Source organism: Pseudomonas sp. PSPC3-2, from assembly GCF_049897085.1.
Taxonomy (GTDB): domain Bacteria; phylum Pseudomonadota; class Gammaproteobacteria; order Pseudomonadales; family Pseudomonadaceae; genus Aquipseudomonas; species Aquipseudomonas paraveronii.
Map to the genome: position 1 here is coordinate 208,562 of NZ_JAFCVO010000010.1, position 25,983 is coordinate 234,544.

Genomic DNA, 25,983 nt, shown 5'->3' on the forward strand with positions numbered 1-25,983 from the left:
ATGTTTTTCCTCTCAGGCTTGGAAACGACGGATGGAAAACGCTTCGATGGGTTGCCGGCTGGCCCCTGTGCAGACGATCTCTGCCAGGGCTTCGCCGACCGCGGGACCGAGCTGGAACCCGGCGCCGGCAAAGCCGAAACCGTGGAGCAGGCCAGGTTGGGTGCTGCTGGGGCCGATCACCGGTTCATGATCGGGTAGGTAACCTTCGGTGCCGCTCCAGGTGCGAATCGCCTGGGCCCCCTTGAGAAACGGGTACAGCTCGCCGGCATTGCGCAGGATCTCCAGCACCGCCGCGTGCCCGGGCCGCGCCTGCCGGGGGCCAAGGGCAAAACCGCGACCACCGCCGAGGATGCAATTGCCCCGGGCCACCTGGCGCGCATAAATTCCGCCGCCTTCGACGCCGGTGCTGACGTTCATCACTATGGGCAGCGGCTCGGTGACCAGCATTGCCGGGTGCGCAGACGTCATGGGGACGGGCTCGCCGAATTGCGCAGCGACTGTCCCTGCCCAGGCGCCGGCGCAGTTCAGCAGCCATGGCGCCTGCAGGTGCAGGCCATTGGCGCAGTCCACCTGGAACCGCTGGCTGTCATGTTCGATGCGGATCACCTCGGCTTGTTCGTAGACACTCGCGCCAAGGCGTTGCGCGGCACTGGCGAAGGCGGGGGATACCAGGCGCGGGTTGGCATGGCCGTCTTCGGGGCATAACGAAGCACCCACTGCGATATCCCCGACCCACGGAAAACGTGCGCGCAGTTTGGCGTGATCGAGCAACTGCAAGCCCAGGCCAAAGCCCCGCGTGTGTTCGGCATACGCCTGCAACGCGGCAAAATCCGCATGACTGCGCGCCAGTTTCAAATGCCCGGAGCGCACGTATTCGCCGTCGATACCGATCAAACCTGGCAGGTCGGCCCATAACTGATGGGCGCGCTGCGACAACGGCAACTGATGCAACGGGCGTCCCTGGCGCCGCACGCCGCCATAGTTCACGCCACTCGAGTGCGAGCCGCAGAAGTCCCGTTCCACCAAGGCCACACGCTGACCTTTGTGCGCCAGCATCAAGGCCGCCGACGCACCGACAATCCCGCCGCCCAGGACGATGACGTCGATCATGGCTGCACCTGCACGCCAAACGGCAGCGGCTTGATCGGGGCCTGGCCGCGCAAACGCCCGACGTTTTCAATCGCGCGACCACTGCGCTCGGCGACGATTTCTGCCGCCGCCAACCCGCACATGCGGCCCTGGCAGCGGCCCATGCCGACCCGGCAATGGGCCTTGACCCGATTGATTTCCCAATGCCCTTCATCCACCACGGTGCGTATATCGCCCACCCTGACTTCTTCACAGCGACACAGCATCAAGTCGTCCGGCGCCTGCGCCGCCCAGTCTTGCGGGAAGGGAAACGCAGTCTCCAAGCCCTGGCGAAAGCGCTGGATACGCGCCAATTGCCGCTCAAGCAGGGCGGGGCGCCGATGATCGATCGCGACCCCCGCATCCTCCAGCACCGCCAGCGCCGCCCGCTCACCGGCCATCTGCGCGGCATCGGCCCCCATGATCCCTGCACCGTCGCCCGCCAGGTACACACCGTCGACGCTGCTGCGCCCGGCGCGGTCCCGTTGCGGCAGCCACGCACGGTTCAAGGCATTCCAGGCAAATTCACAACCGAGCAGGTCCGCCAACTGCGTCTCGCTGCGCAGCGCATGGGCGAAGGCCACGGCGTCGCAGGCCAGGGTGTGCTTGCGCCAACGTAGGCCGCTGACCCGTTGTTCACCGTCGATCTGCTGCAGCGTCACGCCCTGATGCACGGGAACGCCATGGGCGGTGAGCCATGCGCGGTAATACAAGCCCTTGGCCAAGGTCGCCGGTTGCCCGAGCAGCGCCGGCAAGGCGCGGCATTGGGCGCTTAACGGCGCGCTGTCGAGCACGGCGACCACCTTGGCGCCGGCCTTGGCGTATTGATACGCCACCAGGTACAGCAACGGCCCGCTGCCACAAAACGCCACGCGTTCGCCGATGGCGCAACCTTGGTACTTCAAGGCGATTTGCGCCGCGCCTAGGCTGTAGACACCGGGCAAGGTCCAGCCCGGCACCGGCAGGATACGGTCGGTGGCGCCCGTGGCGACGATGATCCGCGAATACTCGACGCTTGCTGCGTGACCGTTGTTCAACAGGTCCAGGCGCCCGTCCTCGGCATTCCACACCAGGGTTTCGGGCCGGTAGTCGATCAGGCGCGCCAGTTCATCCAGGGTGCGATGCACGGCCTCGGCCTTGTTCGCCTCAAATCCGTATATCTGCTTGGCGGTCCGTTGGAAGCCCGGGGGTTGGCGGCGATAGATCTGCCCGCCGCCGCGCAGGCTTTCGTCCACCAGGCAAGGCGTTACGCCGTGGTCGAGCAGGGTGCGCGCCGCACTGATCCCCGCCGGGCCTGCGCCCACAATCACCACCGGCTTCATAACTGGCGCCCCGGGTCGCGGCTGATCGCCTGGCCTTCTTCCAGCAGGGTCGAACAGGCGCGCACGCGTTGTCCGTCCGCCAGGCGCACCCAGCAGTCCTGGCAGGCGCCCATCAAGCAAAACCCGGCGCGGCGTTCGGCACTGAAATCGCTGCCGCGCAGGTGCTCGGCGCACGTCAGTACCGCGGTCAGCAGGGTGTCGCCGAGCAAGCCTGTGGCCGGTTGCCCGTCGAGGGTAAACGCCAGGGCCGGGCGTGCGGTTTCGGTCAATCGTTTGAACAAGGCCATCAGTGTTTCCCCACCAGCACACGATCCAGGCCGTAGACCCGGTCGAGCACAATCATGGCCGCCGCCGTGAGGGCAATCACCAGTGCCGACACTGCCGCCATCATCGGGTCGATGGATTCGGTGGCGTACACGTACATGCGCACCGGCAAGGTTTGCGTGGCCGGCGAGCTGACGAAGATCGACAAGGTCACTTCGTCGAAACTGTTGATGAAGGCCAACAACCAGCCGCCGGCCACGCCGGGCAGGATCATCGGCAACGTCACCAGACGAAACAGCGTGAAGCGTCCGGCGCCGAGGGATTCGGCTGCCTGCTCGGCGCTGCGATCAACCCCGATCGCTGCCGCCAATACCAGGCGCAGCACATAGGGCGTGATGATCACCACGTGCGCCAGCATCAGCCAGGTGAAGCTGCCGTTGACGCCCATCAAGGCGAACAACCGCAGCATCGCCACTCCCAACACCAGGTGCGGGATGATGATCGGCGACAGGAACAACGCACTGAAGAAGTTGCGCCCAGGGAACGCATAACGGCTGATCGCCAGCGCCGCCGGCACTGCAATCAGCGTCGCCAGGGTCGCGGCGGTGAATGCCAGGATCAGGCTGTTATAGAACGCCTGGATAAAGTCGGCACGCTCGAACACCGCACGAAACCAGCGCAGGGAGAAGCCTGAAGTGGGCAGGCTCAAGGTGTTTTCCGGGGTGAAGGCCACCAGGCACACCACCACCAGCGGCGCCATCATGAACACCACCACCAGGCCGTGGAAGCCAAGGGCCAAAGGACCGTTTCTGGACATGCGCTTAAACCCCCAGGGACTTTTTGTAGCGGCCTTCGACCATGCGGTTCCAGCTCAGCATGATCAGCAGATTGACCAACAGCAGCACCACCGCGATGGTCGCGCCCATGGGCCAGTTGAGTTCCGAGAGGTACTGGTCGTACACCACGGTGGCGACCATTTTCAGGCGCCGCCCGCCGAGCAGGCCGGGGATCGCAAAGGAGCTGGCGGCCAGGCCGAACACGATCAGGGTGCCGGACAGCACGCCCGGCATCACCTGGGGCAACACGATCTTGCGCATCACCGTGGCCTGGCTCGCGCCCAGCGACAAAGCCGCCTGTTCGGCCGATGGGTCGAGCTTTTGCAGGGAGGTCCACACCGGAATGATCATGAACGGCAGCATCACGTGCACCAGCGCAATGATCACCGCGAACGGCGTGTACAACAGCTTCACCGGGCGCCCGCCCAGTGCCTGGATCACCTGGTTGACCAGCCCGTCGGCGCCGAGCAACAGGCTCCAGCCGAACGCTCGCACCACCACCGAAATCAACAGCGGCGTGAGGATCAGGATCAGGAAAATCGAGCGCCACGGCGTGCCCATGCGGCTGAGGATATAGGCCTCGGGCACGCCGATCGCGACGCAGAGCAGCGTCACCAACGCGCTGATCCAGAAGGTGCGCCAGAAGATTTCGTAGAAGTACGCATCGCTGAACAACGACAGATAATGAGCGAAGGTCCACTCATCGGCCTTAACCCCCACTTGGTAATCGAACACGTTGAACGACAGCACCAGGGTCAGGCTCAGCGGCAGAATCAGCAGCCCGGCGAACAGCAGCAACGCCGGCAGCGAGAGTAAATAACCGCGACTCATGGGTGCACCTCATCCGCCGTCAGCACCCGCAGCAAGTCGGCTTGCCAGTCCAGGCCCACTGCCGCACCGCGACCCAGCGGCGCGCTGCCGTCGTTGCTGCGCACCACGGTGATTTCGCCCAACGCGGTATGGACCCGGTACAGCCACTGGCTGCCGAAGAAGTAGCGGTCGAGCACCTGGCCCCGCAGGCGACCTTCGCTGGCGTCCACCAGTTGGATTTTTTCCGGGCGCAGGCTCAAGACCAGCTCGCCGTCGCCGCCGGCGTGGCGCACTTGCGGGATACCGAGTGCGTCATAGTCGCCGGCCAGCAGGTTAGCCTTGCCGACGAAGTCCGATATAAAGCGCGTCCGTGGGTGTTCATACAGCGTGTACGGCACGTCGATCTGGGTCACGCGCCCGGCCTGCATCACCACCACACGGTCGCTGATGGACAGCGCCTCGGCCTGGTCGTGAGTGACCATCAGGGTGGTGATGCCCACCGCGCACTGGATGCGACGGATTTCAAACTGCATCTCTTCGCGCAGGTTGGCGTCGAGGTTGGACAGCGGTTCATCCAGCAGCAACACCGGCGGCTCGATCACCAGCGCGCGCGCCAGGGCCACGCGTTGGCGCTGGCCACCAGACAACTCGCGGGGGTAACGGTCGGCGTGGGGAGCCAGGCGCACCAGCTCCAGCACGGTCTTGACCTTGGCGGCGATCTTGGCAGCCGGCACTTTGCGCATCTTCAGGCCGAAGGCGACGTTGTCGCGCACGCTCATGTGCGGGAACAGCGCATAGCTTTGGAACACCACCCCCAGGCCACGGCTGGCGGGCTTGGCGTGGGTGATATCGCGACCGTCGAGGAGGATTTGCCCAGCGCTCACGTCGACGAAGCCGGCGATCATTTGCAGGGTGGTGGTCTTGCCACAGCCCGAGGGGCCGAGCAGGGAAACGAACTCGCCTTTTTCCACCGCAAGGTCAGTGGCGACCACCGCGTCGACGGCGCCGTAGCGTTTGCTCAAGGCGTTGAGTTGGAGAAATGCCATGTCTGCGTTCCACCTGTTTTGAGTCGCGTCGAAACGCGCTTTTTTGTTTTGGGCAGATGCGAAAAGGGTGTTGCGGGTGCGTTGGCGCTCGATCTTGAGTCGGCTGCCGGTTGTTGTTCATTTCGCCCCTGTGGACGCAGATTAGGACGAAGACTAGGATGGGCGGAAGACAGAATTTCACTGAATGGAGTAGTTTTTTCAGTTTTATTCACTGACAAGAATTATTAATGAGATTGCGCGTTATGAATTCCACTGAGCGGAATGAAAATACCAAGGAGGTGGGCGCGGGCGGCGTGTCTCGCCTGTTCGCATTGCTGCGTACCTTGGGTGGCGTGCCCGACGGTGGCGAACGCGTGACCCAGCTCGCACAACAGGTCGGCCTGTCCCAACCCACCACCCACCGCCTGCTGCGCAGCCTGATCGACGAAGGCATGGTCGAGCAGGACGCGCGCAGCAAACGCTATCGCCTGAGCCTGGAGTTCTTCGCCCTGGCGGCGAACGCGGGCAAGACCGGCAACCTGCGCGACCTGGTCAGGCCGAGCATGCTGCGCCTCAGTGCGTCACTGGGCGATTCATTGTTTTTGCTGGCGCGCAGCGGCTTTGACGCGATCTGCCTGGACCGCAGCGAAGGCCCGTACCCGATTCGTACTTTTACCGGTGATATCGGCGGGCGCGTGGCATTGGGCGTGGGGCAGGGCAGCCTGGCGATCCTGGCCTTTTTGCCGGAGGAAGAGCGCGAGACGGTGATCCGCTACAACTTGCCCAGGCTCAAGGATTTTCACCTGTATGACGAGGTGCTGTTGCGTTCGGAAGTGGAGAACGTGCGCCATCTGGGCTATGCGGCGCGCAATACCGGCGTGCTGGAAGGCATGGCGGGATTGGCGGTGCCGATCCTGAACCGCGACGGCCATGCGGTGGCAGCATTGAGCGTGGCGACCATCAGCGACCGGTTGGGACCGAGTCGCTTGCCGATGGTGGTGGAGTTGCTCAAGCGCGAAGCGGCGGCGATTGGGCCGCGGATCAATCCGTTTGATCCAACGCTGCGCCGGCCCTCACAGACCTTTGGTGGGTAGGTCATCCAGATACCGAGACCGGCTGCGCGCCAGCTCCAGAGCGTAGCGGCCAACCCCTTCAACGCACATCCGTTTTCGGCAGCAAGAATCGGAGTGCGGGCACATGTCGAACACCCTTACGGTGAGACTCCAAACTTAGAGGCGTCCACCATTGAAATTATCCGATTATGTTCGACTACTTGTTCTGGCGGCGATCTGGGGCGCCAGTTTTCTCTTCATGCGCATCTCGGCTCCTGTTCTGGGCGCATTGCCGACTGCATTTTTCCGCGTGTTGTTGGGCACCATTGGCTTGGCCGTTATTCTTGCCATTTTAAAAACCAAAGTCGACTTCAACGGCAAGTTGCAGCAGATCATGGTGTTGGGCGTTATCAATTCTGGCATCCCATTTTTGATGTATAGCGTGGCGGCACTGCTGTTACCTGCCGGCTATTCAGCAATTTTCAATGCGACCACACCGATGATGGGCGTCTTGATCGGTTGGATGTGTTTCAACGATTCGTTGACACTGAAAAAAGGTGCCGGCGTGTTGATCGGGCTTATGGGCATTACGTTGCTGACCAGCACCGGCCCCGTCACGCTTTCAATGAGCGTGGTCATGGGCGCGCTGGCGTGTTTAGTCGCCACCAGTTGCTACGGTGCAGCAGGGTTTCTGACTAAACGATGGGTCGCCGACAAGGGTGGGCTGGACGCGAAACTCGTAGCTTTTGGCAGTCAGATTGGCGCGACGCTGTTTCTCGTGCCGTTCTTCGGCATCTCAACCGCAATAAACCCACCGGCGACCTGGGGCAATCCGCAGGTGTGGATAGCACTGGTTGCGCTGGGTTTCATCTGCACCGCGTGTGCGTACATTCTGTATTTCCGCTTGATCGCGGATATCGGGCCGGTGCGTTCGCTGACCGTGACCTTCCTTATCCCTCCCTTCGGCGTGCTGTGGGGTGTGATGTTCCTGGGTGAACGTCTTTCGGCCGCACATTTATACGGCGGCGGGCTTATTTGTTTAGCGGTGTGGTTCGTTCTCAGCAAGAGCAAGCCGAAGCAAGAACGCTCATCAGCCTCGGATTGATCCAACAACTTAACTGGCCTCAACGATTTATGACTTGGCCGGACCGATACACTTCTTACGTTTTACTTATGTGCCGGGCGCTTTATTGTCTAAAAAACGCTGCCTTTTCATCTGGTACATTTCATTGTCCGAGTAGGTAAGCAGTGTGTCGGCGTCCTTCCCGTCCTCGGGATAATAGGCCGCGCCGATACTGCACGACGGCATCTTGAGTGTGCCGAATTCAGGCGGTAGTGGCGCGGCCATGACGGTGTGAATCTGTTCTAACTTCTTGGTAATGGCGTCTCTCGAATGGATATCTGTCAACAGCACTGTAAATTCATCGCCGCCCATTCGGGCCACGGTGTCCGTCGCACGCGTGCAGTTTTCTAAACGTCGGGCAATCATGCAGAGAATACGATCCCCCACTGCGTGGCCATGAACATCATTGATACTCTTGAAGTCATTGATATCCAGAAATAGCAAAGCCAACTGACTATTGTGACGGTGCGCCACGTGCAGGGCAGATTTCAGTCGGTCACTGAAAATCGACCGGTTGGTTAATTTTGTCAGCGGATCATGATGGGCGAGGAAACGTAATTCCTCCTCGGCTTTAGCTAACGCCGTGACGTTGCGCGCGACTCCAATCCTTGCACCCACCTCTTCCGACCAGAATGCAGCCCACAGGATGTACACGACTCCTCCATCCTTACGGATGTAACGGTTGCGAAAATCGAAGTGAGATTGACCATTCATGACGCGGGTAATCGAGGCCCGTGTGGCCGTCAGGTCTTCGGGATGCATATAGCGACTGATAGGGGTGCCGTTCAGCTCGTCAGAACGGTAACCCAGTAGTGCCTCACAGGCATCGCTCACAAAAACGATGTGGTCGTTTCTATCAACCACAAATACCGTATCCAGCATCAGATGGATAAGTTTGGGGTAGAGCGCTTGTAGATCAACGGCCATAAGTCGTGGGGATCTGATTCATTGAGCTCGATCATATCTCGATCGAGAGGCCGGGCGGCGAGTAATCTTGCAGGCATTAGGTAGGCATGGGAACGCGTATGCCAGGTGAGCCTGCCGGCCGCCATATTTTGGCAAGTCATTTTTCACACACTTTAGTCGGGTAGGCCCGTCGGGCAGTCTTCCAGCGCCCTATAACAAGGGTTTGCGCTAGGACAAACGTCATTTTGAAAATTCCCCACATAAAAAGCATGGAAACGGTTCACCGGATGAGCTATCGTTTTTGTTGATATCGTATTGCCACTATTCAAATAAAGGCTGATGCCATTTGCAGGAGTGCTCTTAGTGAATGAAAGGGCTTCTCAAATAGGCTTGCGCCATTGGATTTGGCGGGCATTTATGCACAGTGCATTAATCCCGTTGGTCTTGGTGGAGACGATTCTGATTACTTGTTACTTGCTGACCAATCAGGCGATCCGTGTATCCCAGATCGATTATTTGGAACGCAGTGCAATTGAAAGCCTCGGCGCAACCGTCGACCAGCACACCAGAATCATTCAGGATCAATTAACCCACATCGCTGATGTCACTCAGCTATTTGCGGATATGACGGCTAACGCACTTCGTGCCGCCTCAACACCCTTGAGTGAAACATTAAGTACCTCGGTTGATGGGGCTCAGTTCAGTGGAAAAGACCTGGGAGGGGCCGCGTCGTTCTACTCGGCGGTCACACCGGTTGCGCAACAGAACCTGAGTAAAGTGCAGAAGTTATCCAGTCTCGACCCATTGATGCGTGCGATAAACGATCATGAGTCGATGGTGGCCAGTGTTTATTTCAATGCATGGGACAGTTATAACCGGATTTATCCGTGGATTCGTGCAGATGAACAATATCCGCATGATATGCAGATACCCAGTTATAACTTTTATTATCTGGCCGATGCCGAACATAACCCGCAGCGCGGGGTTCGCTGGACTGACGTCTACCTCGATCCGGCAGGTCATGGCTTGATGATGTCTGCCATCGCGCCTGTTTATGAACGCAACTTTCTCGAAGGCGTGGTCGGGCTGGATATCACCGCGGGCCAGTTGCTCAAAGAAATTTCCACGCTTAAGGTGCCGTGGGGCGGGTACTTGATGCTCGTCGGCGCGGATATGAAGATCATGGTGTTACCGCCCGAAGCCGAACATGATTTTGATAAAAACGATTGGGGGCGTTGGGGATCGAACGCCTCGAATGAGGCTGAGTTTAACCCTACGGGTCAAGATTTAACCGACGCAGTGAACCCCCGGGAGTTGCTCGCCGCTGTCGCCCTGCATGGCCGTGGCAACGCCGAAGTCGTGCTCAACGGGCGCACGCACTTTGTCGCGTGGGCCGAAGTAAAACCCGCGGGTTGGCGATTGCTGGCGGTCGTTGATGAAGAGGACGTCATGGCAGCCACGAACAGCCTGGCACTGCATTCCCGCAACATCGGCTATTTGATGATTGCCGGGCTGGTGATGTTTTACCTCGCGTTCTTCAGTTACATGTGGATTCGTGCGCGTAAATTGAGCCATAGCCTGCGGCGGCCGATCCGCGATATCAGAGACATGCTGCAGCAAATTGGTAACGGCCAGTTGCTCCCTCAGCGTGCACGATCGACCATTCGCGAGTTGGATGAGATGGCGGGCAACGTGCTTTCAATGGGCGCTCAACTGTCATCCAGTGAAGCACGGCGCAACGCGGCTCAGAATCGCCTCAACCTGGTCGTTGAAAGCATCACCGCCGGGCTCTGGGAATACCGCCTGGATACTGACTGCCTGTCGTTGAGCGAAGCGTTCTGCAAGCGTTTTGGCGTACCGGCGTCTCAACTGGAGCGCGTCCGTTTTTACGATCACGTTGACGCCGAGGATGTGCAGGCCCTTGATCGGGCACTTAGCGCGTTGCGGGCAGGCACGGCGTCGGTGATCGACCTGGAGTTACGTTTATTGCGGCCCGATGGCTCGCCGATCTGGTTTCTGTGTCGTGGCCGCCTGATCGAGTCCCCCGACACGCGCATGCGTTTGTCCGCGGGTACGTTCGTCGATATCGACACGCTTAAACAGGTTGAAGAGGATTTGCGCCGGCGCACCCTTGAAGCGCAAGGGGCGAGCAAGGCGAAGTCGCGTTTTATCTCCAGCATGAGCCACGAGTTACGCACACCGCTGAATTCGATTCATGGATTTGCCCAGTTATTGCGCCTGCAAGTGGCCGATGGGCAGGAGGAGGCCAAATCCCTTGATGAGATCCTGGGCGCCAGCCAACACCTGGCCCACCTGGTCGACGATTTGCTCGATTGGTCGAGCCTGCAGGCTAAAGCGCCTCGCGTGCAGATGCGTGTCCTGGAGGTCAACGGACTGATGCGCGAATGTGCCGAAATGGTCCGTTCCCAGGCCAAGGCTGCGGGTCTTGACCTTGAGTTGCAGTCGACGAACCCGACGCTGAGTGTCCTGGCCGATGCGAGGCGCCTGCGCCAGATCCTGCTGAATCTGCTGTCCAACGCCATCAAGTACAACCGCCCTCACGGTCGTTTGTTCGTGGGGGCTGAACTCCACAATGGGCGCGTGAGGGTGTTTGTCGAAGATGGCGGCGCCGGTATTTCCCCGGCCTTGCAAGGCGCGCTGTTCGAGCCCTTCCAGCGTTTGGGCCAGGAAAATACCGCGATCCAAGGCGCCGGTATCGGCCTTGCGTTGTGCCGAGAACTCGCTACGTTGATGAATGGCAGCATGGGGCTCGTCAGCGAAACCGGCGTTGGCAGTCGCTTTTGGGTCGATCTGCCCCAAGGCGTTACGGCACCCAAGGTCCGCAAGCGTTTGCCGTCGCTGTGTTTCGTGGGGCAGGACGACGAGACGCTGCGCTGTCTTGACGACACGTTGAGGGGCATAGTGGAACTGCGCCACGGTATGCTTTCGGAATGCCTGGAGCAGGTACGGCACGACACGGCGCCGGACGTCATGCTGATTGACTGTGACTTACTGGGAGATGACTTGATCGATGCGTTGTCTCGGTTACGACGTTTGCCAGGCGGCGATCAAATCCCGCTTATTTTGCTGTGTACATCACCCCGCATGCTCGCGACGCTGGGGTGCGAATTTCAAGCAGTGCTAAAACAACCGCTGGAGCCCAATGAACTACGCGAACTCATACACGCGATGATGCAAGTGGAGACACCGAATGTTCAGTGATATCCCTGCCGATACCCGCATCGTGATTATCGATGATGTGGCTGCGAACCTGCGCTTGCTGCACTCCAGCTTGAAAGCCTTCGGTTTGCGCCACGTTGTGAGTTTTGCCGACTCGGCCAGCGGTCTGGTTTGGCTCAAGGAGCAACCCTGGGATTTGCTGCTATTGGATCTGGATATGCCGGCACCTGATGGGTTTGAGATTTTGCGCCAACTCAGCGAGCGCGATCGTTCAAGGTCTCCGGTGATTATCTTGACGGCCTTGAGCGAGCCGCAGAACCGCCGTCTCGGCCTTGAACTGGGGGCCAACGATTATCTGCTCAAACCCTTGGATTTGCCCGAGCTGCTATTACGCATACGCAACGCCCTGCGTTTGTCTCACGCAACCCGCCAACTGCAAGACCTGAACCACGCGCTGGAGCAAAGAGTGCACGAGCGCACCTTTCAGTTAGAGGACAGTTATTGCGCAATGCTCAGGGCATTGAGTCGCGCGGCCTGCTACCGCGATGACGAAACGGGCGCCCATGTATTGCGCATTGGCGAAACCGCCGCCGTGATGGCCAAGGCAATCGGTATGCCGCAGCCGTGGTGCGACCTTATTCGCTTGGCGGCGCCGATGCATGACTTGGGCAAAATTGGCATTCCTGATCGGATCTTGCATAAGGACGGCCCATTAACGGCGCAGGAACGCCAGCAGATGATGGACCATCCGCGCATAGGGCATGCAATTCTGCAGGACGCTCACGCCACGGAGCTGAGCGATATGGCTGCGGACATTGCCTATGGTCACCATGAAAAATGGGACGGCAGCGGCTATCCGCAAGGGCTTGCCGGTAAGGACATTCCGCTTTCGGCAAGGATTGTTGCGCTGTGTGATGTCTATGATGCGTTACGTATGGAGCGGCCCTACAAGCGTGCCTGGAGCCCTGAACGGGCGCAGGCCTATATTCTTGAACAGTCGGGCATGCATTTTGATCCGGAACTGGTGACGGTGATGTGCCGTTGTTTTGGCCAGGTGGAAAAACTCATTGAGGATGATGCCGAACAGGCTGGCGCGCACACGCAACGACCCTCCAAAGCGGGCGCGGGCCAGCCCCCAGATTAAAGGGTCGCCAGCATGGGCGCCCGGCTCGGGCTCATCGCCGCCAATGCCACCGACGTCGCCGCCGTGCGCGTCTCCACTCCCAGCTTCACGTACACATGTTCCAGGTGCTTGTTCACCGTCCTTGGGCTCAACCCCAAGATATCGCCGATATCCCGATTGGTCTTGCCGCACGCTACCCAGCGCAGCACCTCGACCTCGCGCTCGGTCAACTGAAACCGCGCCGACAACAGCTTGTGCGCCGGCTCATCCTCCAGGGTCAACACACTCGGCTGCGTCGCCGCCCGCGCGGACAGCAGGATGCGCGAGGTGCGCAAATGCGCCGCCACCCGCGCCAAGACTTCATCGGTCTGGATCGGCTTGGTCACATAGTCGCTGCCGCCCACCTCGAAGCCGCGCACCACATGCTTGCTGTCGGTCAGCCCGGTCATGAACACCACCGGGATATCCGCACTGGCCGGTAGCGCCTTGAGCCGGCGGCAGGTTTCGAAACCGTCCAGGCCCGGCATCATTGCGTCCAGCAGGATCAGGTCCGGGCGCCTTCGTTGCACGCGGTTCAGCGCGCTGAGCCCGTCGAGGGCCACCAGCACCATGTAGCCAGCATCGTCGAGGGCGTCGGAGAGCATGGCCAGGTTGTCCGGGGTATCGTCGACGATCAGTACCACGCCGGGTTCGGTGCTACGGGTGAGTACATTCATCTTCGGCCTCCTTGAGGGTTCGGTTGAGTTCATCCAGGCGAAAACCCTTGAGCAATCCGCGCACTTTGGTGATGAACGGTGCGGCGTCCGGGCGGTGTTCGAGGATCGTGTCGAGCTTTTCGTGCAGGCCCCGCACATAGCCGATTGCGCTGAGTTCGGCGAGCGCGGCGAGGTCATCGGCGCTCGGCAGCACGCTGGGCGGTGGTGGCGCGACGAAGGTTTTGGTGCGCCGCAGCCATTGCAGGCCGAGGTGTTGTTGCAGGCGTCCGAGCAGTTCCGGGGTGCGCACCGGCTTGGCCAGGTAGTCGTTGCAGGCGGCGGCGATGCTGCGTTCGCGGTCGTCGGTAAAGGCGTTGGCCGAGATCACGATGATCGGCGCAGTGGACAGCGCATTGCGCCGGATCAACCGGCTGGTTTCCAGGCCATCCAGGGTCGGCATCGACAGGTCCATCAGGATCAGGTCCGGCGCCAGCAGCGCGACCTGGCGAATCGCATCCTGGCCATTACTCGCCTGGATCACCTCAAAGCCCAACGGCGTGAGCATGCCGCTGAGCACCTTGCGGTGGTCCACATGGTCGTCCACCACCAGAATCCGTCGGCGTGCGCCCTGGTAGCCGATGATGTCGTGTTCCACATGCACCACCGCCTGCGGCGCGCGCACCTGGGACAGGAACAAGCGCACCTGGAAGAAGGTGCCCTTGTCCAGCTCGCTGGTGACGCGCAACTCGCCGCCCATCAGCGAGGTGAGCATGCGCGTGATGGTCAGCCCCAGGCCGACGCCCTTGTCCTGGCGCATCAGGTCGCCGCGCTCGAACGGCTGGAAGATCCGCTCGATCTGCCCGGGGTCGATGCCGATGCCGGTGTCGATGATTTCAAAGTTGGCGGTCTCGCGCATGTAGCTGACCCGCAGGCACACCTCGCCGCTGTCGGTGAAGTTCACCGCGTTGCCGAGCAGGTTGATCAGGATCTGGCGCACGCGTTTTTCATCACCGCGCACCACCGCCGGGATCTTGCCGACGCAATCCAGGCGAAAGCGCAGGCCCTTGTCCTGGGCCTGGGGCGTGAACATCTGCTCCAGGTCGTGGATCAGTTCGGGGAAGGGGATTTCGGTGAGTTCCAGGCGCAACTTGCCGGCCTCGATCTTGGCCACGTCGAGCAGGCCGTCGATCAGCGACAGCAGGTGCGAGCCGCTGCGCAGGATGGTCGCCAGCGCGTCCTGGTGCTGCTCGGGCATGACGCTGTCGCGCTGCAGAATCTGGGTGAAACCGAGGATGCTGTTCAGCGGTGTGCGCAGTTCATGGGACAGCCCGGTGACGTAGCGGCTCTTGGCGGCGTTGGCGGCTTCGGAGGCTTCCTTGGCCTGTTGCAGGGCCTGGTCCGTGAGGCTGTGGGCGTCGATTTCCTGCATCAACAGCAGAGTCTGGCGGTCGGATTCTTGCTGGGCCACGCGGCGGCTTTCACGCGTCAGCACCACCCACCAGGCGAGCACGGCGGCCAGCACCGACAGGGTGAGGAAGGCTTTGAAGAACGCTTGGTACAGGGTTTGCGAATGCGGCAAACCCTGGGCCGCCTGTACGTAGATCAGGGCCAGGGCGCCGGCGAGCAGCAGCACCAGGACCAGTAACAGCCCCAGGTAATGGGCCAGCCGCGTATGCAGGCGTGGCATCAGGCTGTGGGGCAGCAACCGGCGCAGTACGCCTTCGAACTGGCTGACCAGCCGCGCATGGGGTTTGCAACGGTCGCCGCAGCGCGCATCCAACGAACAACACAACGAGCAAATGGGCGTGCTGTAGGCTGGGCAGAACGCCATGTCCGCCGTCTCGAACGGGTTGCTGCACAGCCCGCAGACCGCATGGGTGGCCGGTGCCACCGGGTGAATCAGTTGTGCGTCGCTGGTGCGCGCGATGTAGTACTTGCCCTGGGTCAGCCAGGCCAGCAGCGGCGCCATCACCAGCGCCGTGCCGAGCGCGACAAAGGGCGGGGCGGCCTGGGCCAGGGCGCCAAACAGGCCGAAGTGGGCGAGGATCGACAGCAACGACGCAATCAGCATCGAGCCGACGCCCACCGGATTGATGTCGTAGAGGTGCGCGCGTTTGAACTCGATGTGTTTGGGCGACAGGCCCAGGGGCTTGTTGATCACCAGGTCGGCGACCAACGTGCCAATCCAGGCAATCGCAATATTGGCGTACAGCCCCAGCACCTGGTCGATCACATCGAACACGCCCAGCTCCATCAGCATCAACGCAATGGCCACGTTGAATACCAGCCACACCACGCGCCCGGGGTGGCTATGGGTGACGCGGGCGAAGAAGTTCGACCAGGCCAGGGAGCCGGCATAGGCGTTGGTCAGGTTGATTTTCATCTGTGAGATGAACACAAACAGCACCATGGCGCCGAGGGCCCATTCCGGCGAGCTGAACACATAGTGGAAGGCGACCAGGTACATCTGGGTCGGTTCGGCGGCGCGCTCCATGGGGATTTCATGTTGCAGGGCAAGGAACGCCAGGAACGCGCCGCCAAACATCTTCAACGCGCCGGGGATAATCCAGCCCGGGCCGGAGCAGAGCAGGGCGGCCCACCAGCGCTTGCGGTTGGCGGCGGTCTTTTCCGGGAGAAAGCGCAGGTAGTCCACTTGCTCGCCGATCTGTGTCACCAGCGACAGCGCCACGGTACAGGCGGCGCAGAACGCCAGCAGGTTGAAACCGCCGCCGTCGCCGCTGCGTCCGACGAAGCTGGTCCAGTCGCTGAAGGCGTCAGGGTTTTTCCACCACACAAAACCATAGGGCAGCACCAGCAACAGCAGCCACAGCGGTTGGGTCCACAGTTGCAGGCGACTGATCAGCGTGACGCCGTAGGCCACCAGCGGAATCACCAACAGTGAGCAGATCACATAGGCGAAAGCCAGCGGGATATGGAAATACAACTCCAGCGCCAACGCCATGATCGCCGCTTCCAGGGCGAAGAACAGGAAGGTGAAGCTGGCGTAGATCAGCGAAGTGATGGTCGAGCCGATATAGCCAAAGCCGGCGCCGCGGGTCAGCAAGTCCATGTCCACGCCATAGCGGGCGGCGTAATAGCTGATGGGCAGGCCGGTAAGAAAGATCACCAGGCTGATGGCCAGGATCGCCCAAAAGGTATTGGTGAAGCCGTAACTGAGCACCAACACGCCGCCAATCGCCTCCAGCGCCAGGAACGACACCGCACCCAGGGCCGTGTTGGCGATGCGCAGCTCCGACCATTTGCGAAAGGATTTTGGGGTGTAGCGCAGGGCGTAGTCTTCCATGGTCTCGTCGGCGACCCAGGAGTTGTAGTCGCGGCGGATCTTGACGATGCGCTGGGTGCCAGAGGTGGGGTGCACGGTGGGGTGCTCCGGAAAGAGGGCCAGGTTAAATGAGCAAGTTCCATGCCCTCGAGTGCGCTGAGATCCAAATGTGGGAGGGGGCTTGCTCCCGATGGCGGTGTGTCAGTCAACGGATGCGCAACTGACCCACCGCCATCGGGAGCAAGCCCCCCTCCCACAGGGGATCGCAGTGGCTGGGCGGACGCGATCCTGCCCTGCATTGGTGCGCAACGGCATACGTCAAATGACGTACTGCGTTACGTCAGGCTGCGTATACCCGCGATTGCCTGCCGCCGCCATGCTGGAGCCCTCATTGCACAGGAGTCGCCCCATGGAACCACGATTGATCCGCTCCACACCGCTGCTGGCTCTGTCGCTGCTGGCGGCCAGCCTGTTCAGCCAGGGCGTGCTGGCCGATAACGAAGGCTTGGCCGTGACGCCCACCGAAGTCACCGTCGGCCAGTTGCACTCGGCCACCGGCACCATGGCGATTTCCGAGACCGGCTCGATCCAGGCCGAACGCCTGGCTATCGAGCAAATCAACGCTTCGGGCGGGATCCTGGGACGCCAGATCAAAGTGATCCAGGAGGACGGCGCCTCCGACTGGCCGACCTTCGCCGAAAAGGCCAAGAAGCTGCTGGTCAACGACAAAGTCGCCGCCGTGTTCGGTTGTTGGACCTCGGCCTCGCGCAAAGCCGTGCTGCCGATCTTCGAGAAAGAAAACGGCCTGCTCTACTACCCGACCTTCTACGAAGGCCTGGAACAGTCGAAAAATGTGATCTACACCGGGCAGGAAGCCACGCAGCAGATCCTCGCCAGCCTGGATTGGATCGCCAAGACCAAAGGCGCCAAGACCTTCTACCTGGTCGGCTCCGATTACATCTGGCCGCGCACGTCGATGAAGATCGCCCGCAAGCACATTGAAAACGTACTGCACGGCAGCGTGGTCGGCGAAGACTACTACCCACTCGGCAACACCCAGTTCGGCTCGCTGATCAACAAGGTCAAGCTGAAAAAACCTGACGTGGTGTTCGCCGCCGTGGTGGGCGGTTCCAACGTGGCGTTCTACAAACAACTCAACGCGGCAGGCGTGAACGCGTCCAAGCAAACCCTGCTGACCCTGTCGGTCACCGAAGACGAACTGCTCGGCATCGGCGGCGAAAACATGGCCGGCTTCTACGCCTCGATGAAGTACTTCCAGAGCCTGGACAACCCGAACAACAAAGCCTTCGTCGAAGCCTTCAAGGCCAAGTACGGCAAGGATGCAGTGATCGGCGACGTGACCCAGGCGGCCTACCTCGGCCCGTGGCTGTGGAAAGCGGCGGTGGAGAAGGCCGGCAGTTTCGACGTGGATAAAGTTGTCGCCGCCTCACCGGGCATCGAGCTGAAAACCGCGCCGGAAGGTTATGTGAAGGTCCATGAGAACCACCACTTGTGGAGCAAGTCGCGCATCGGCGAAGTGCTGCCGAACGGCCAGTTCAAGGTGATCTACGAGTCGGATCTGATCGAACCGAATCCGTTTCCAAAGGGCTACCAATAACCCCCAGGCATAAAGAGATCTAAGTGTGGGAGGGGCGGTGCGACGATTCGACTTGCCCCCGATGGCGGAGTGTCAGTCGACATTTCTATAACTGAACCACCGCTATCGGGAGCAAGCCCCCTCCCACACAGAGCAACAGCAGACTGCATTTCATCTCTCTGTAGGAGACCATCATCATGGAATGGCTATCGGAATTTGGAGCCATCGCGGCGATGCAGGGGTTCAACGGTTTGTCCGTGTTCTGCGTGCTGTTGCTGATGGCGTTGGGACTGGCAATCATCTTCGGCCAGATGGGCGTGATCAACATGGCCCACGGTGAATTCCTGACCATCGGCGCCTACACCACCTACGTGTGTTCCAGCCTCACCGCGCACTTTGCGCCGAGCTTTCAACCCTATTACTTCTTCTTCGCCATTGCCCTGTCGTTCCTCGTTGCCGGCGCCGTCGGCTGGTTGGTCGAGTGGGCGATGATCAGTCGCTTGTACAAGCGGCCGCTGGACACGTTGCTGGCGACCTGGGGCTTGTCTTTGGTCATGCAGCAAACCTTCCGCTCGGTGTTCGGCGCCCGCGAAGTCAGCGCCGAGCCACCGGCCTGGTTGATGGGCTCGGTGAACTTCACCGATGCGATTGAAATCCCGCGCAACGGCCTGTTCATGATGGCCCTGACCGTGCTGCTGACGGCGGCGATCTTCCTGATGTTGTACCGCTCGCGTTGGGGCTTGCAGGTGCGCGCCACGGTGCAGAACCGCCTGATGAGCCGCGCGGTCGGGATCAATACGCGCAAGGTCGACCGCATGACCTTCGCCCTCGGTTGCGGCGTGGCCGGGGTGGCCGGTGCGGCGTTCACCACCATCGGGTCAACCGGGCCGACGGCGGGCTCGCAGTACATTGTCGACACCTTTCTGGTCGTGGTGTTCGGCGGCGCGCAAAGCCTGTTTGGCACCATCGCCTCGGCGTTCGTGATCGCGCAGACGCAATCGCTGTCGGAGTTTTTCCTGAGTGGCTCGATGGCCAAGGTGCTGACCTTGTCCTCGGTGATTCTGATCCTGATGCTGCGCCCGCAAGGGTTGTTCTCCATCAAAGTGCGCAAGTAGAGGCGAGCAGATGAAGGCTTTAGACAAGCTGCTGGGCGGCCAGCAAAACCTGATCGGCATCGTGCTGCTGGCGTTGCTGATTCTCGTGGTGTTCCCCCTGACCCTGGATGCGTTCCGGCTGAACATGGTCGGCAAGTACCTGACCTACGCGTTTGTCGCGGTGGGGCTGGTGCTGTGCTGGGGCTATGGCGGCATTCTCAGCCTGGGGCAGGGCGTGTTCTTTGGGGTGGGCGGCTACTGCATGGCGATGTTCCTCAAGCTGGAGGCGTCGGACCCGCAGAGCACCAAGATCCAGTCCACACCGGGCATTCCGGACTTCATGGACTGGAACCAGATCACCGAGTTGCCCTGGCTGTGGCAGCCGTTTCACAGCTTTGGCTTTACCGTCGTCGCGGTGGTCGCCGTGCCGGTGCTGCTGGCTTTTATCATCGGCACGGCGCTGTTCAAACGGCGCGTGGGCGATGTGTATTTTTCCATCGTGACCCAGGCGATTGCGCTGATCCTCACGGTACTGATCGTCGGCCAGCAAGGGCTGACCGGCGGCGTCAACGGCATCACCGACCTCAAGACCTTGCTCGGTTGGGACCTGCGCACCGACAGCGCGAAGCTGATCCTGTACTTCATCAACGCCGGCTTGCTGTTTGGCTGCATCTTTATCGGTCGCTTCATTCTCGCGTCCAAACTCGGCCGCCTGCTGATGGCCATGCGCGACAAGGAAGAGCGCGTGCGCTTTTCCGGGTATGACGTGGCCAGTTTCAAGATCTTCGTGTTCTGCGTGGCTGCGGCGTTTTCGGCGATTGGCGGCGCCATGTTCGCCTTGCAGGTGGGCTTTATGTCGCCGTCGTTCGTCGGCATCGTGCCGTCGATCGAGATGGTGATCTTTGCCGCCGTGGGCGGGCGCATGTCACTGCTCGGCGCGGTGTATGGCGCGCTGCTGGTGAACTACGGCAAGACCTACTTTTCCGAGTCCTTTCCCGAGCTGTGGCTGTACCTGATGGGCGGGCTGTTTATCGCCGTGGTCATGTACTTCCCCAATGGCCTGGCCGGGTTGTGGGACAGCCATGGTCGGCAGGCATTGGCCCGACTGTTGCGCCGTCAACCGCCGATGAAAGCCGTGGCGCCGGTGGTCAAGCCCAAGGCTGAAAGCAAAATCCTGGAGACCCAGCCATGACCGCCGTCGGCTTTGAAATGAACAAACCGGTGTTGGCCATCGAAGGCCTGACCGTGTCATTCGACGGCTTCAAGGCCGTCGACAACCTCAACCTGTATATCGACCGCAACGAAGTGCGCGTGGTCATCGGCCCCAACGGTGCCGGCAAGACCACGGTGCTCGACCTGATCTGCGGCAAGACCCGCGCCACCAGCGGCAGCATCCAGTTCGACGGCCAGGAACTGACCAAAATGCGCGAGTACAACATCGTGCGCGCCGGGGTCGGGCGCAAGTTCCAGAACCCGTCGATCTACGAAAACCTCACGGTGTTCGAGAACCTCGAGATGTCCTACCCGGCGGGTCGCAAGGTCTGGGGCGCGCTGTTTTTCAAGCGCAATGCCCAGGTGATCGCACGGGTGGAAGAGGTGGCGCGGGAGATCTTCCTTGGCGAGTTGCTGCAACAACAGGCGGACTTGCTGTCCCACGGGCAAAAGCAATGGCTGGAGATCGGCATGCTGCTGATGCAGGACCCCGAGCTGCTGATGCTCGACGAGCCCGTGGCCGGCATGAGCGTCAACGAGCGCGCGCAAACGGCGGAACTGCTCAAGCGCATCAGCCAGGGCCGCTCGGTGCTGGTGATCGAGCACGACATGGAGTTTGTCAAAAGCATCGCGCACAAAGTCACGGTGCTGCACCAGGGCAAGGTGCTCGCCGAGGGCAGCATGGAGTCGGTGCAAAGCAATCCGAAAGTCATCGAAGTGTATTTGGGCCACTGAGGAGTCCGGCATGTTCAAGATCGACCAGCTGTCATGCGGCTACGGGCAGAGCCAGATCCTCCACGACCTGGACCTGAACGTGGCCAAGCGCGAGATCGTCGCGGTGATGGGCCGCAATGGCATGGGCAAGACCACGTTGTTCAAGAGCTTGATGGGCATCCTGCCGCAGTGGAAAGGCCAGGTCAGCGTGGACGGACACGACGTGTCGGCGCTGGAAACCCATGAACGGGTCGAGCGCGGGATTGCCTATGTCCCCCAGGGCCGCATGATTTTTCCGAGCATGACGGTGCTGGAAAATATCCAGACCGGCCTGCCGGCCTCCGCGCGGGGCAAGGTGCCGGAGGATTTGTACGCGCTGTTCCCGGTGCTGTACGACATGCAATCGCGCAAAGGCGGCAACCTGTCCGGCGGGCAACAGCAACAGCTGGCGATTGCGCGGGCGCTGGCGACCAACCCCAAGGTGTTGCTGCTGGATGAACCGACGGAGGGCATTCAGCCGTCGATCATCAAGGACATTGCACGCACGCTGAAGGAGATTCGCAACCTGCGCGATCTGACTATCGTGGTCTCGGAGCAGGTGCTGTCGTTCACCCTGGAAATCGCCGACCGCTTTTTGGTGATCGAAAAGGGCCGCTTCGTGATCGAAGAGACGCGGGACCGGGTCGACGAGGCGACGATCAGCCGCTACCTGTCCGTCTAAACCACACAGGTCAACTGTGGGAGCGGGCTTGCTCGCGATGGCGGTCTATCAGTCAATCAAACTGTGACTGATAGACCGCCATCGCGAGCAAGCCCGCTCCCACATTTTTTGCGTATTCCAAGCAACCTTTTTATACGTCATCCAACGTATTCCCCGTTTTACCCCGCTCCCCGAGACTGGTTTCAACGCCACAAGCCATCCGTCCAGGAGCCAGTCCATGACCGAAACGCTGATCAAAGTCGACCTCAACCAACCCGTCACCGAAAACGAGCAGATCCACAACCGTTGGCACCCGGACATCCCGATGGCCTGCTGGGTCAAGCCGGGCGATGACTTCATCCTCGAAACCTACGACTGGACCGCCGGCGCGATCAAGAACAACGACGACGCCAGCGACGTGCGCGATGTGGACCTGTCCACCGTGCATTACCTGTCCGGCCCGGTGGGTGTGCACGGCGCCGAGCCCGGCGACTTGCTGGTGGTGGACTTGCTCGACATTGGCGCCAAGGCCGACTCCCAGTGGGGCTTCAACGGCTTCTTCTCGCGGCAGAACGGCGGAGGCTTTCTCACCGATCACTTCCCCAGTGCGCAAAAAGCGATCTGGGATTTCAAGGGCATGTTCACCCGCTCGCGGCACATTCCAGGCGTGAACTTCGCCGGCCTGATCCACCCTGGCCTGATCGGCTGCCTGCCGGACCCGGTGATGCTCGCCGACTGGAACCGCCGCGAACAGGAACTGATCGACACCAACCCCACCCGCGTACCGCCGCTGGCCAACGCGCCGCTGGCCGCCACCGCGCACATGGGCAAGCTCAAGGGCCAGGCCCGCGACGATGCCGCCGCCACGGGCGCGCGCACCGTGCCGCCGCGTGAGCATGGCGGTAACTGCGATATCAAGGACTTGTCTCGCGGCTCGAAGATCTTCTTCCCGGTCTACGTCAACGGCGCCGGGCTGTCGGTGGGCGACTTGCACTTCAGCCAGGGTGACGGCGAAATCACCTTTTGCGGCGCCATCGAAATGGCCGGCTGGGTGCACATGAAGGTCGAGCTGATCAAGGGCGGCATGGCCAAGTACGCGATCAAGAACCCGGTGTTCAAGCCGAGCCCGATCACCCCGAACTACCAGAATTACCTGATCTTCGAGGGCATCTCGGTGGACGAACAGGGCCAGCAGCATTACCTGGACGTCAACGTCGCCTACCGCCAGGCGTGCCTGAATGCGATCAACTACCTGACCAAGTTCGGCTACTCACCGGCCCAGGGTTATGCGGTGCTCGGCTCGGCACCGGTGCAGGGGCATATCAGCGGCGTGGTGGATATTCCGAATGCATGCGCGACCTTGTGGCTGCCTACGGAAATCTTCGAGTTCGATATCAACCCCAACGCCAACGGCCCGACCCGGTTCCTCGACGGCAGCGTCGACCTGCCCATCGCCCCGGACCTGTAGCCATGCCGACCTACGAATACGCCTGCGAGGCGTGCGGTACGTTCACGATGTTGCGGCCGATCGCCCAGCGCAACGAACCCAGCCAGTGCCCGTACTGCGCAGGGCCGGGGGGGCAGTTGCGGGTATCGGCCCCGGCCTTGCAAACGCTGTCGGCCAACCAGCGCAAGGCCATCGCCGGCAACGAGCGCAGCGCCCACGCGCCGCAAACGCTCGGCGAGTACCAGGAAAACCGCCGACATCCAGCGGGATGCGGCTGCTGCGGCGCCAGTAAAAAGGTTGAACCGAGCAAGGCTAACCCGCTGGGCCTCAAGACCAAAACCGGGCCACGGCCGTGGATGATCAGTCACTAGACCCGGCGCGTTGCAATGCGTCATGCCTTGGGCGATGGCGACAGCCGGATGACCGGTGGCTGGTTTCTGTGCAATAGGCTTGCAGTCTGAATATTTTTGACTAATATAATCCGGGTAAAACAAATACTACCCGGGTATAAAACATGGATTCGCAAACCCCCCCTCGTTGCACCGCTTTCGTTCACCACCAACGTGTGGTGGACGGCCCCTATGCCCACGTTGCCCAGGTGTTGGCGGGCCTTGACCTGCCCTCCGGCAGCTTTCTGGTCTTCGACGATGCCAGCGGCGCCCAGGTCGATTACCCTTGGCCCGTAGGTTATGCAGCCGCGCTACCCGCGCCCGCAGAGGCGCAAGATGAGCCGCCCGCGGCCCCTACGGTCGGGCGCCCCAAGCTGGGCGTGGTCGCCCGCGAAGTCACTTTGCTGCCGCGCCACTGGGAGTGGTTGGGCCAGCAGCGTGGCGGTGCGTCGGCCGCGTTGCGGCGGTTGGTGGATGAAGCGCGCAATGCCCATGCCTGCCGTGATCAAATGCGCCAGGCCAAGGAGGCCAGCTATCGTTTCATGAGCGCCATCGGCGGTGACCTGCCGGGTTTCGAAGAGGCCTCGCGGGCGCTGTTTGCCCAGGACGCCGCAGACTTTTCCAATAAGATCGCGCTCTGGCCGGTGGACGTGCAGACGTACCTGGCCTGGCTGTCGCGCAACGCTTTTACTGCCTGATTATCATCCAGGGACCCGAACTACCATGGAAGTCACCCAACAACGCCCACTGTGGCAGATCTACCTGATCTTCCTCGCACCGATGGTGCTGTCCAACTTTCTGCAGAGCTTTTCCGGCACGCTCAATGGCATCTATGTCGGGCAAATGCTCGGTACCCAGGCGCTGGCGGCGGTGTCGGGGATGTTCCCCATCGTGTTTTTCTTTATCGCCCTGGTGATCGGCCTGGGGGCGGGGGCCTCGGTGTTGATCGGCCAGGCCTGGGGCGCCCGGGAAATCCATATGGTCAAGGCAATCACCGGCGCCACCCTGACCCTGGGCGCGCTGGTGGGCTTGGTTGCGGCGGTGCTCGGCAGTCTGTTTGCGCGTCCGGCACTCCAGGCGCTGGGCACGCCGGGGGACGTGCTGGACGACGCGGTAGGCTATGCCCAGGTGATGATGCTGATCATGCCGCTGCTGCTGGTGTTTATTCTCTACACCCAGTTGCTGCGCGGTGTCAGTGACACGGTTTCGCCGTTGCTGGCGTTGATGGTCTCGACGTTCGTCGGCCTGCTGCTGACGCCAGCGCTGATCCGCGGCTGGATCGGCCTGCCGCCCATGGGAATCCAGAGCGCGGTGTATGCCGGCCTGGTGGGGAACGCAGCGGCCATGCTGTATCTGATCCTGCGCCTGCGGCATAAAAACCATGTGATGGCGCCGGACCGCGAATTGCTCGCGGCCTTGCGGTTGGACCGCCTGATTCTCGGCAAAGTCTTGCGCATTGGGCTGCCCACCGGACTCCAGATGGTGGTGCTGTCGCTGTCGGAGCTGGTCATCCTGGCCCTGGTCAACAGCCACGGCTCCCAGGCCACGGCGGCCTATGGCGCGGTGACGCAGATCGTCAACTATGTGCAGTTTCCGGCGCTGTCGATTGCCATTACTGCGTCGATCCTCGGTGCCCAGGCGATTGGTGCCGGGCGCCTGGAACGTATCGGGCCGATCCTGCGCACCGGGTTGCTGATCAATACCTGCCTGACCGGCGGCCTGATCCTGCTCGGCTACCTGCTGTCGCACTGGTTGCTCGGCCTGTTCATCACCGACGACGCCGCGCGGATCAAGGCCGAACACCTGCTGCATATCATGCTGTGGAGCATTCTGGTGTTCGGCTTCCAGGCCGTGATAGGCGGGATCATGCGCGCCAGCGGCGTCGTGCTGATGCCGGTGGCGATTTCGATCTTCTGTGTGCTCGGCGTGGAATTGCCGGTGGCCTACCTGCTCAATGCGCAGTTCGGCCTGGAAGGGGTGTGGATGGCGTTTCCGCTGACGTACCTGGCGATGCTCGGTTTGCAGACCGCGTATTACCGGCTGGTGTGGCGGCATAAACAGATCACCCGGTTGGTGTGATAAA

22 protein-coding genes are annotated in these 25,983 nt (G+C 61.3%); 13 read left to right on the forward strand and 9 right to left on the reverse strand.

Translation table 11 applies throughout. The features are described 5' to 3' along the window. Positions 1 to 12 precede the first annotated feature (12 nt). From ACP7CJ_RS18440 to ACP7CJ_RS18465, 6 genes are read right to left on the reverse strand one after another with little or no spacing between them, the layout of a single operon-like run. Positions 13 to 1,110, reverse strand: coding sequence for an NAD(P)/FAD-dependent oxidoreductase (locus ACP7CJ_RS18440; RefSeq protein WP_426100970.1), 1,098 nt, complete (start codon positions 1,108 to 1,110; stop codon positions 13 to 15). Continuing rightward, positions 1,107 to 2,450 carry an NAD(P)/FAD-dependent oxidoreductase gene (locus tag ACP7CJ_RS18445; RefSeq protein ID WP_276197724.1) on the reverse strand — a complete coding sequence of 448 codons (1,344 nt, stop codon included), beginning with the start codon at positions 2,448 to 2,450 and terminating at the stop codon, positions 1,107 to 1,109. Before ACP7CJ_RS18445 ends, ACP7CJ_RS18440 begins: the two co-directional genes overlap by 4 nt. Continuing rightward, positions 2,447 to 2,737 (reverse strand): (2Fe-2S)-binding protein, encoded by a 291-nt coding sequence (locus tag ACP7CJ_RS18450; RefSeq protein ID WP_046383765.1) that lies wholly within the window; start codon positions 2,735 to 2,737, stop codon positions 2,447 to 2,449. The genes ACP7CJ_RS18445 and ACP7CJ_RS18450 overlap by 4 nt, the downstream gene beginning before the upstream one ends. Next, complete coding sequence (locus tag ACP7CJ_RS18455) at positions 2,737 to 3,531, reverse strand: ABC transporter permease (protein ID WP_276197725.1); 795 nt, start codon at positions 3,529 to 3,531, stop codon at positions 2,737 to 2,739. Before ACP7CJ_RS18455 ends, ACP7CJ_RS18450 begins: the two co-directional genes overlap by 1 nt. A 4-nt stretch (positions 3,532 to 3,535) precedes the next feature. After that, complete coding sequence (locus ACP7CJ_RS18460; protein WP_276197726.1) at positions 3,536 to 4,381, reverse strand: ABC transporter permease; 846 nt, start codon at positions 4,379 to 4,381, stop codon at positions 3,536 to 3,538. Then, entirely contained in the window at positions 4,378 to 5,406 is a 1,029-nt protein-coding gene (locus ACP7CJ_RS18465; RefSeq protein ID WP_426100972.1) for an ABC transporter ATP-binding protein, read from the reverse strand. Before ACP7CJ_RS18465 ends, ACP7CJ_RS18460 begins: the two co-directional genes overlap by 4 nt. 242 nt (positions 5,407 to 5,648) lie before the next feature. Here ACP7CJ_RS18465 and ACP7CJ_RS18470 point away from each other — a divergent pair, with 242 nt between their 5' ends. After that, positions 5,649 to 6,479, forward strand: a complete 831-nt coding sequence (locus ACP7CJ_RS18470; protein WP_247399775.1) for an IclR family transcriptional regulator — start codon at positions 5,649 to 5,651, stop codon at positions 6,477 to 6,479. 151 nt (positions 6,480 to 6,630) lie between these two features. Further along, on the forward strand, positions 6,631 to 7,542 hold the full coding sequence (locus ACP7CJ_RS18475; RefSeq protein ID WP_426100974.1) for a DMT family transporter: 912 nt from the start codon (positions 6,631 to 6,633) through the stop codon (positions 7,540 to 7,542). Positions 7,543 to 7,608: 66 nt separating this feature from the next. On the opposite strand, the gene ACP7CJ_RS18480 is transcribed toward ACP7CJ_RS18475, so the two are convergent. After that, entirely contained in the window at positions 7,609 to 8,487 is an 879-nt protein-coding gene (locus ACP7CJ_RS18480; protein ID WP_247399785.1) for a GGDEF domain-containing protein, read from the reverse strand. A gap of 396 nt (positions 8,488 to 8,883) precedes the next feature. Here ACP7CJ_RS18480 and ACP7CJ_RS18485 point away from each other — a divergent pair, with 396 nt between their 5' ends. Together ACP7CJ_RS18485 and ACP7CJ_RS18490 are read left to right on the forward strand one after the other, a co-directional pair. After that, the gene (locus ACP7CJ_RS18485) at positions 8,884 to 11,688 is read left to right on the forward strand and encodes an ATP-binding protein (protein WP_426100975.1); all 2,805 of its coding nucleotides are present in this window, start codon (positions 8,884 to 8,886) and stop codon (positions 11,686 to 11,688) included. Then, entirely contained in the window at positions 11,678 to 12,790 is a 1,113-nt protein-coding gene (locus tag ACP7CJ_RS18490; protein ID WP_247399789.1) for an HD domain-containing phosphohydrolase, read from the forward strand. The genes ACP7CJ_RS18485 and ACP7CJ_RS18490 overlap by 11 nt, the downstream gene beginning before the upstream one ends. On the opposite strand, the gene ACP7CJ_RS18495 is transcribed toward ACP7CJ_RS18490, so the two are convergent. Then, a complete protein-coding gene (locus ACP7CJ_RS18495; protein WP_426100976.1) occupies positions 12,787 to 13,485 on the reverse strand; it encodes a response regulator in 699 nt (232 codons plus the stop codon). The two genes, ACP7CJ_RS18490 and ACP7CJ_RS18495, sit on opposite strands and share 4 nt — an antisense overlap. Next, complete coding sequence (locus tag ACP7CJ_RS18500) at positions 13,466 to 16,843, reverse strand: ATP-binding protein (RefSeq protein ID WP_426100978.1); 3,378 nt, start codon at positions 16,841 to 16,843, stop codon at positions 13,466 to 13,468. Before ACP7CJ_RS18500 ends, ACP7CJ_RS18495 begins: the two co-directional genes overlap by 20 nt. A gap of 313 nt (positions 16,844 to 17,156) precedes the next feature. Here ACP7CJ_RS18500 and urtA point away from each other — a divergent pair, with 313 nt between their 5' ends. From urtA to ACP7CJ_RS18545, 9 genes are all read left to right on the forward strand, one after another. Then, positions 17,157 to 18,365 (forward strand): urea ABC transporter substrate-binding protein, encoded by a 1,209-nt coding sequence (gene urtA / locus ACP7CJ_RS18505; RefSeq protein ID WP_247399793.1) that lies wholly within the window; start codon positions 17,157 to 17,159, stop codon positions 18,363 to 18,365. A gap of 176 nt (positions 18,366 to 18,541) precedes the next feature. Next, positions 18,542 to 19,459, forward strand: coding sequence for an urea ABC transporter permease subunit UrtB (urtB, locus tag ACP7CJ_RS18510; RefSeq protein WP_010564283.1), 918 nt, complete (start codon positions 18,542 to 18,544; stop codon positions 19,457 to 19,459). A gap of 10 nt (positions 19,460 to 19,469) precedes the next feature. Then, on the forward strand, positions 19,470 to 20,630 hold the full coding sequence (gene urtC / locus ACP7CJ_RS18515) for an urea ABC transporter permease subunit UrtC (RefSeq protein WP_426100980.1): 1,161 nt from the start codon (positions 19,470 to 19,472) through the stop codon (positions 20,628 to 20,630). After that, on the forward strand, positions 20,627 to 21,385 hold the full coding sequence (gene urtD / locus ACP7CJ_RS18520) for an urea ABC transporter ATP-binding protein UrtD (RefSeq protein ID WP_247399797.1): 759 nt from the start codon (positions 20,627 to 20,629) through the stop codon (positions 21,383 to 21,385). The genes urtC and urtD overlap by 4 nt, the downstream gene beginning before the upstream one ends. A 10-nt stretch (positions 21,386 to 21,395) precedes the next feature. Further along, positions 21,396 to 22,085 (forward strand): urea ABC transporter ATP-binding subunit UrtE, encoded by a 690-nt coding sequence (gene urtE, locus ACP7CJ_RS18525; RefSeq protein WP_046383753.1) that lies wholly within the window; start codon positions 21,396 to 21,398, stop codon positions 22,083 to 22,085. 217 nt (positions 22,086 to 22,302) lie between these two features. Then, positions 22,303 to 23,532, forward strand: coding sequence for a formamidase (gene fmdA / locus ACP7CJ_RS18530; protein WP_426100982.1), 1,230 nt, complete (start codon positions 22,303 to 22,305; stop codon positions 23,530 to 23,532). A 2-nt stretch (positions 23,533 to 23,534) separates the two neighbouring features. After that, complete coding sequence (locus tag ACP7CJ_RS18535; RefSeq protein ID WP_253396519.1) at positions 23,535 to 23,882, forward strand: FmdB family zinc ribbon protein; 348 nt, start codon at positions 23,535 to 23,537, stop codon at positions 23,880 to 23,882. Positions 23,883 to 24,025: 143 nt separating this feature from the next. Further along, entirely contained in the window at positions 24,026 to 24,598 is a 573-nt protein-coding gene (locus ACP7CJ_RS18540) for a DUF2239 family protein (protein WP_426100984.1), read from the forward strand. 25 nt (positions 24,599 to 24,623) lie between these two features. Next, positions 24,624 to 25,979 carry an MATE family efflux transporter gene (locus ACP7CJ_RS18545; RefSeq protein WP_426100986.1) on the forward strand — a complete coding sequence of 452 codons (1,356 nt, stop codon included), beginning with the start codon at positions 24,624 to 24,626 and terminating at the stop codon, positions 25,977 to 25,979. The last annotated feature ends 4 nt before the right edge of the window (positions 25,980 to 25,983 follow it).

Excerpts from the sequence above, each read along its gene's own strand:
- ACP7CJ_RS18480 (WP_247399785.1), bottom strand. The coding sequence starts at position 8,487 with ATGGCCGTTGATCTACAAGCGCTCTACCCCAAACTTATCCATCTGATG.
- ACP7CJ_RS18470 (WP_247399775.1), top strand. The coding sequence starts at position 5,649 with ATGAATTCCACTGAGCGGAATGAAAATACCAAGGAGGTGGGCGCGGGC.
- ACP7CJ_RS18460 (WP_276197726.1), bottom strand. The coding sequence starts at position 4,381 with ATGAGTCGCGGTTATTTACTCTCGCTGCCGGCGTTGCTGCTGTTCGCC.
- urtD (WP_247399797.1), top strand. The coding sequence starts at position 20,627 with ATGACCGCCGTCGGCTTTGAAATGAACAAACCGGTGTTGGCCATCGAA.
- ACP7CJ_RS18545 (WP_426100986.1), top strand. The coding sequence starts at position 24,624 with ATGGAAGTCACCCAACAACGCCCACTGTGGCAGATCTACCTGATCTTC.
- ACP7CJ_RS18485 (WP_426100975.1), top strand. The coding sequence starts at position 8,884 with ATGCACAGTGCATTAATCCCGTTGGTCTTGGTGGAGACGATTCTGATT.
- ACP7CJ_RS18535 (WP_253396519.1), top strand. The coding sequence starts at position 23,535 with ATGCCGACCTACGAATACGCCTGCGAGGCGTGCGGTACGTTCACGATG.
- urtE (WP_046383753.1), top strand. The coding sequence starts at position 21,396 with ATGTTCAAGATCGACCAGCTGTCATGCGGCTACGGGCAGAGCCAGATC.
- urtB (WP_010564283.1), top strand. The coding sequence starts at position 18,542 with ATGGAATGGCTATCGGAATTTGGAGCCATCGCGGCGATGCAGGGGTTC.
- ACP7CJ_RS18495 (WP_426100976.1), bottom strand. The coding sequence starts at position 13,485 with ATGAATGTACTCACCCGTAGCACCGAACCCGGCGTGGTACTGATCGTC.
- urtA (WP_247399793.1), top strand. The coding sequence starts at position 17,157 with ATGGAACCACGATTGATCCGCTCCACACCGCTGCTGGCTCTGTCGCTG.
- fmdA (WP_426100982.1), top strand. The coding sequence starts at position 22,303 with ATGACCGAAACGCTGATCAAAGTCGACCTCAACCAACCCGTCACCGAA.
- ACP7CJ_RS18540 (WP_426100984.1), top strand. The coding sequence starts at position 24,026 with ATGGATTCGCAAACCCCCCCTCGTTGCACCGCTTTCGTTCACCACCAA.
- ACP7CJ_RS18465 (WP_426100972.1), bottom strand. The coding sequence starts at position 5,406 with ATGGCATTTCTCCAACTCAACGCCTTGAGCAAACGCTACGGCGCCGTC.
- ACP7CJ_RS18445 (WP_276197724.1), bottom strand. The coding sequence starts at position 2,450 with ATGAAGCCGGTGGTGATTGTGGGCGCAGGCCCGGCGGGGATCAGTGCG.
- ACP7CJ_RS18450 (WP_046383765.1), bottom strand. The coding sequence starts at position 2,737 with ATGGCCTTGTTCAAACGATTGACCGAAACCGCACGCCCGGCCCTGGCG.
- ACP7CJ_RS18440 (WP_426100970.1), bottom strand. The coding sequence starts at position 1,110 with ATGATCGACGTCATCGTCCTGGGCGGCGGGATTGTCGGTGCGTCGGCG.
- urtC (WP_426100980.1), top strand. The coding sequence starts at position 19,470 with ATGAAGGCTTTAGACAAGCTGCTGGGCGGCCAGCAAAACCTGATCGGC.
- ACP7CJ_RS18455 (WP_276197725.1), bottom strand. The coding sequence starts at position 3,531 with ATGTCCAGAAACGGTCCTTTGGCCCTTGGCTTCCACGGCCTGGTGGTG.
- ACP7CJ_RS18490 (WP_247399789.1), top strand. The coding sequence starts at position 11,678 with ATGTTCAGTGATATCCCTGCCGATACCCGCATCGTGATTATCGATGAT.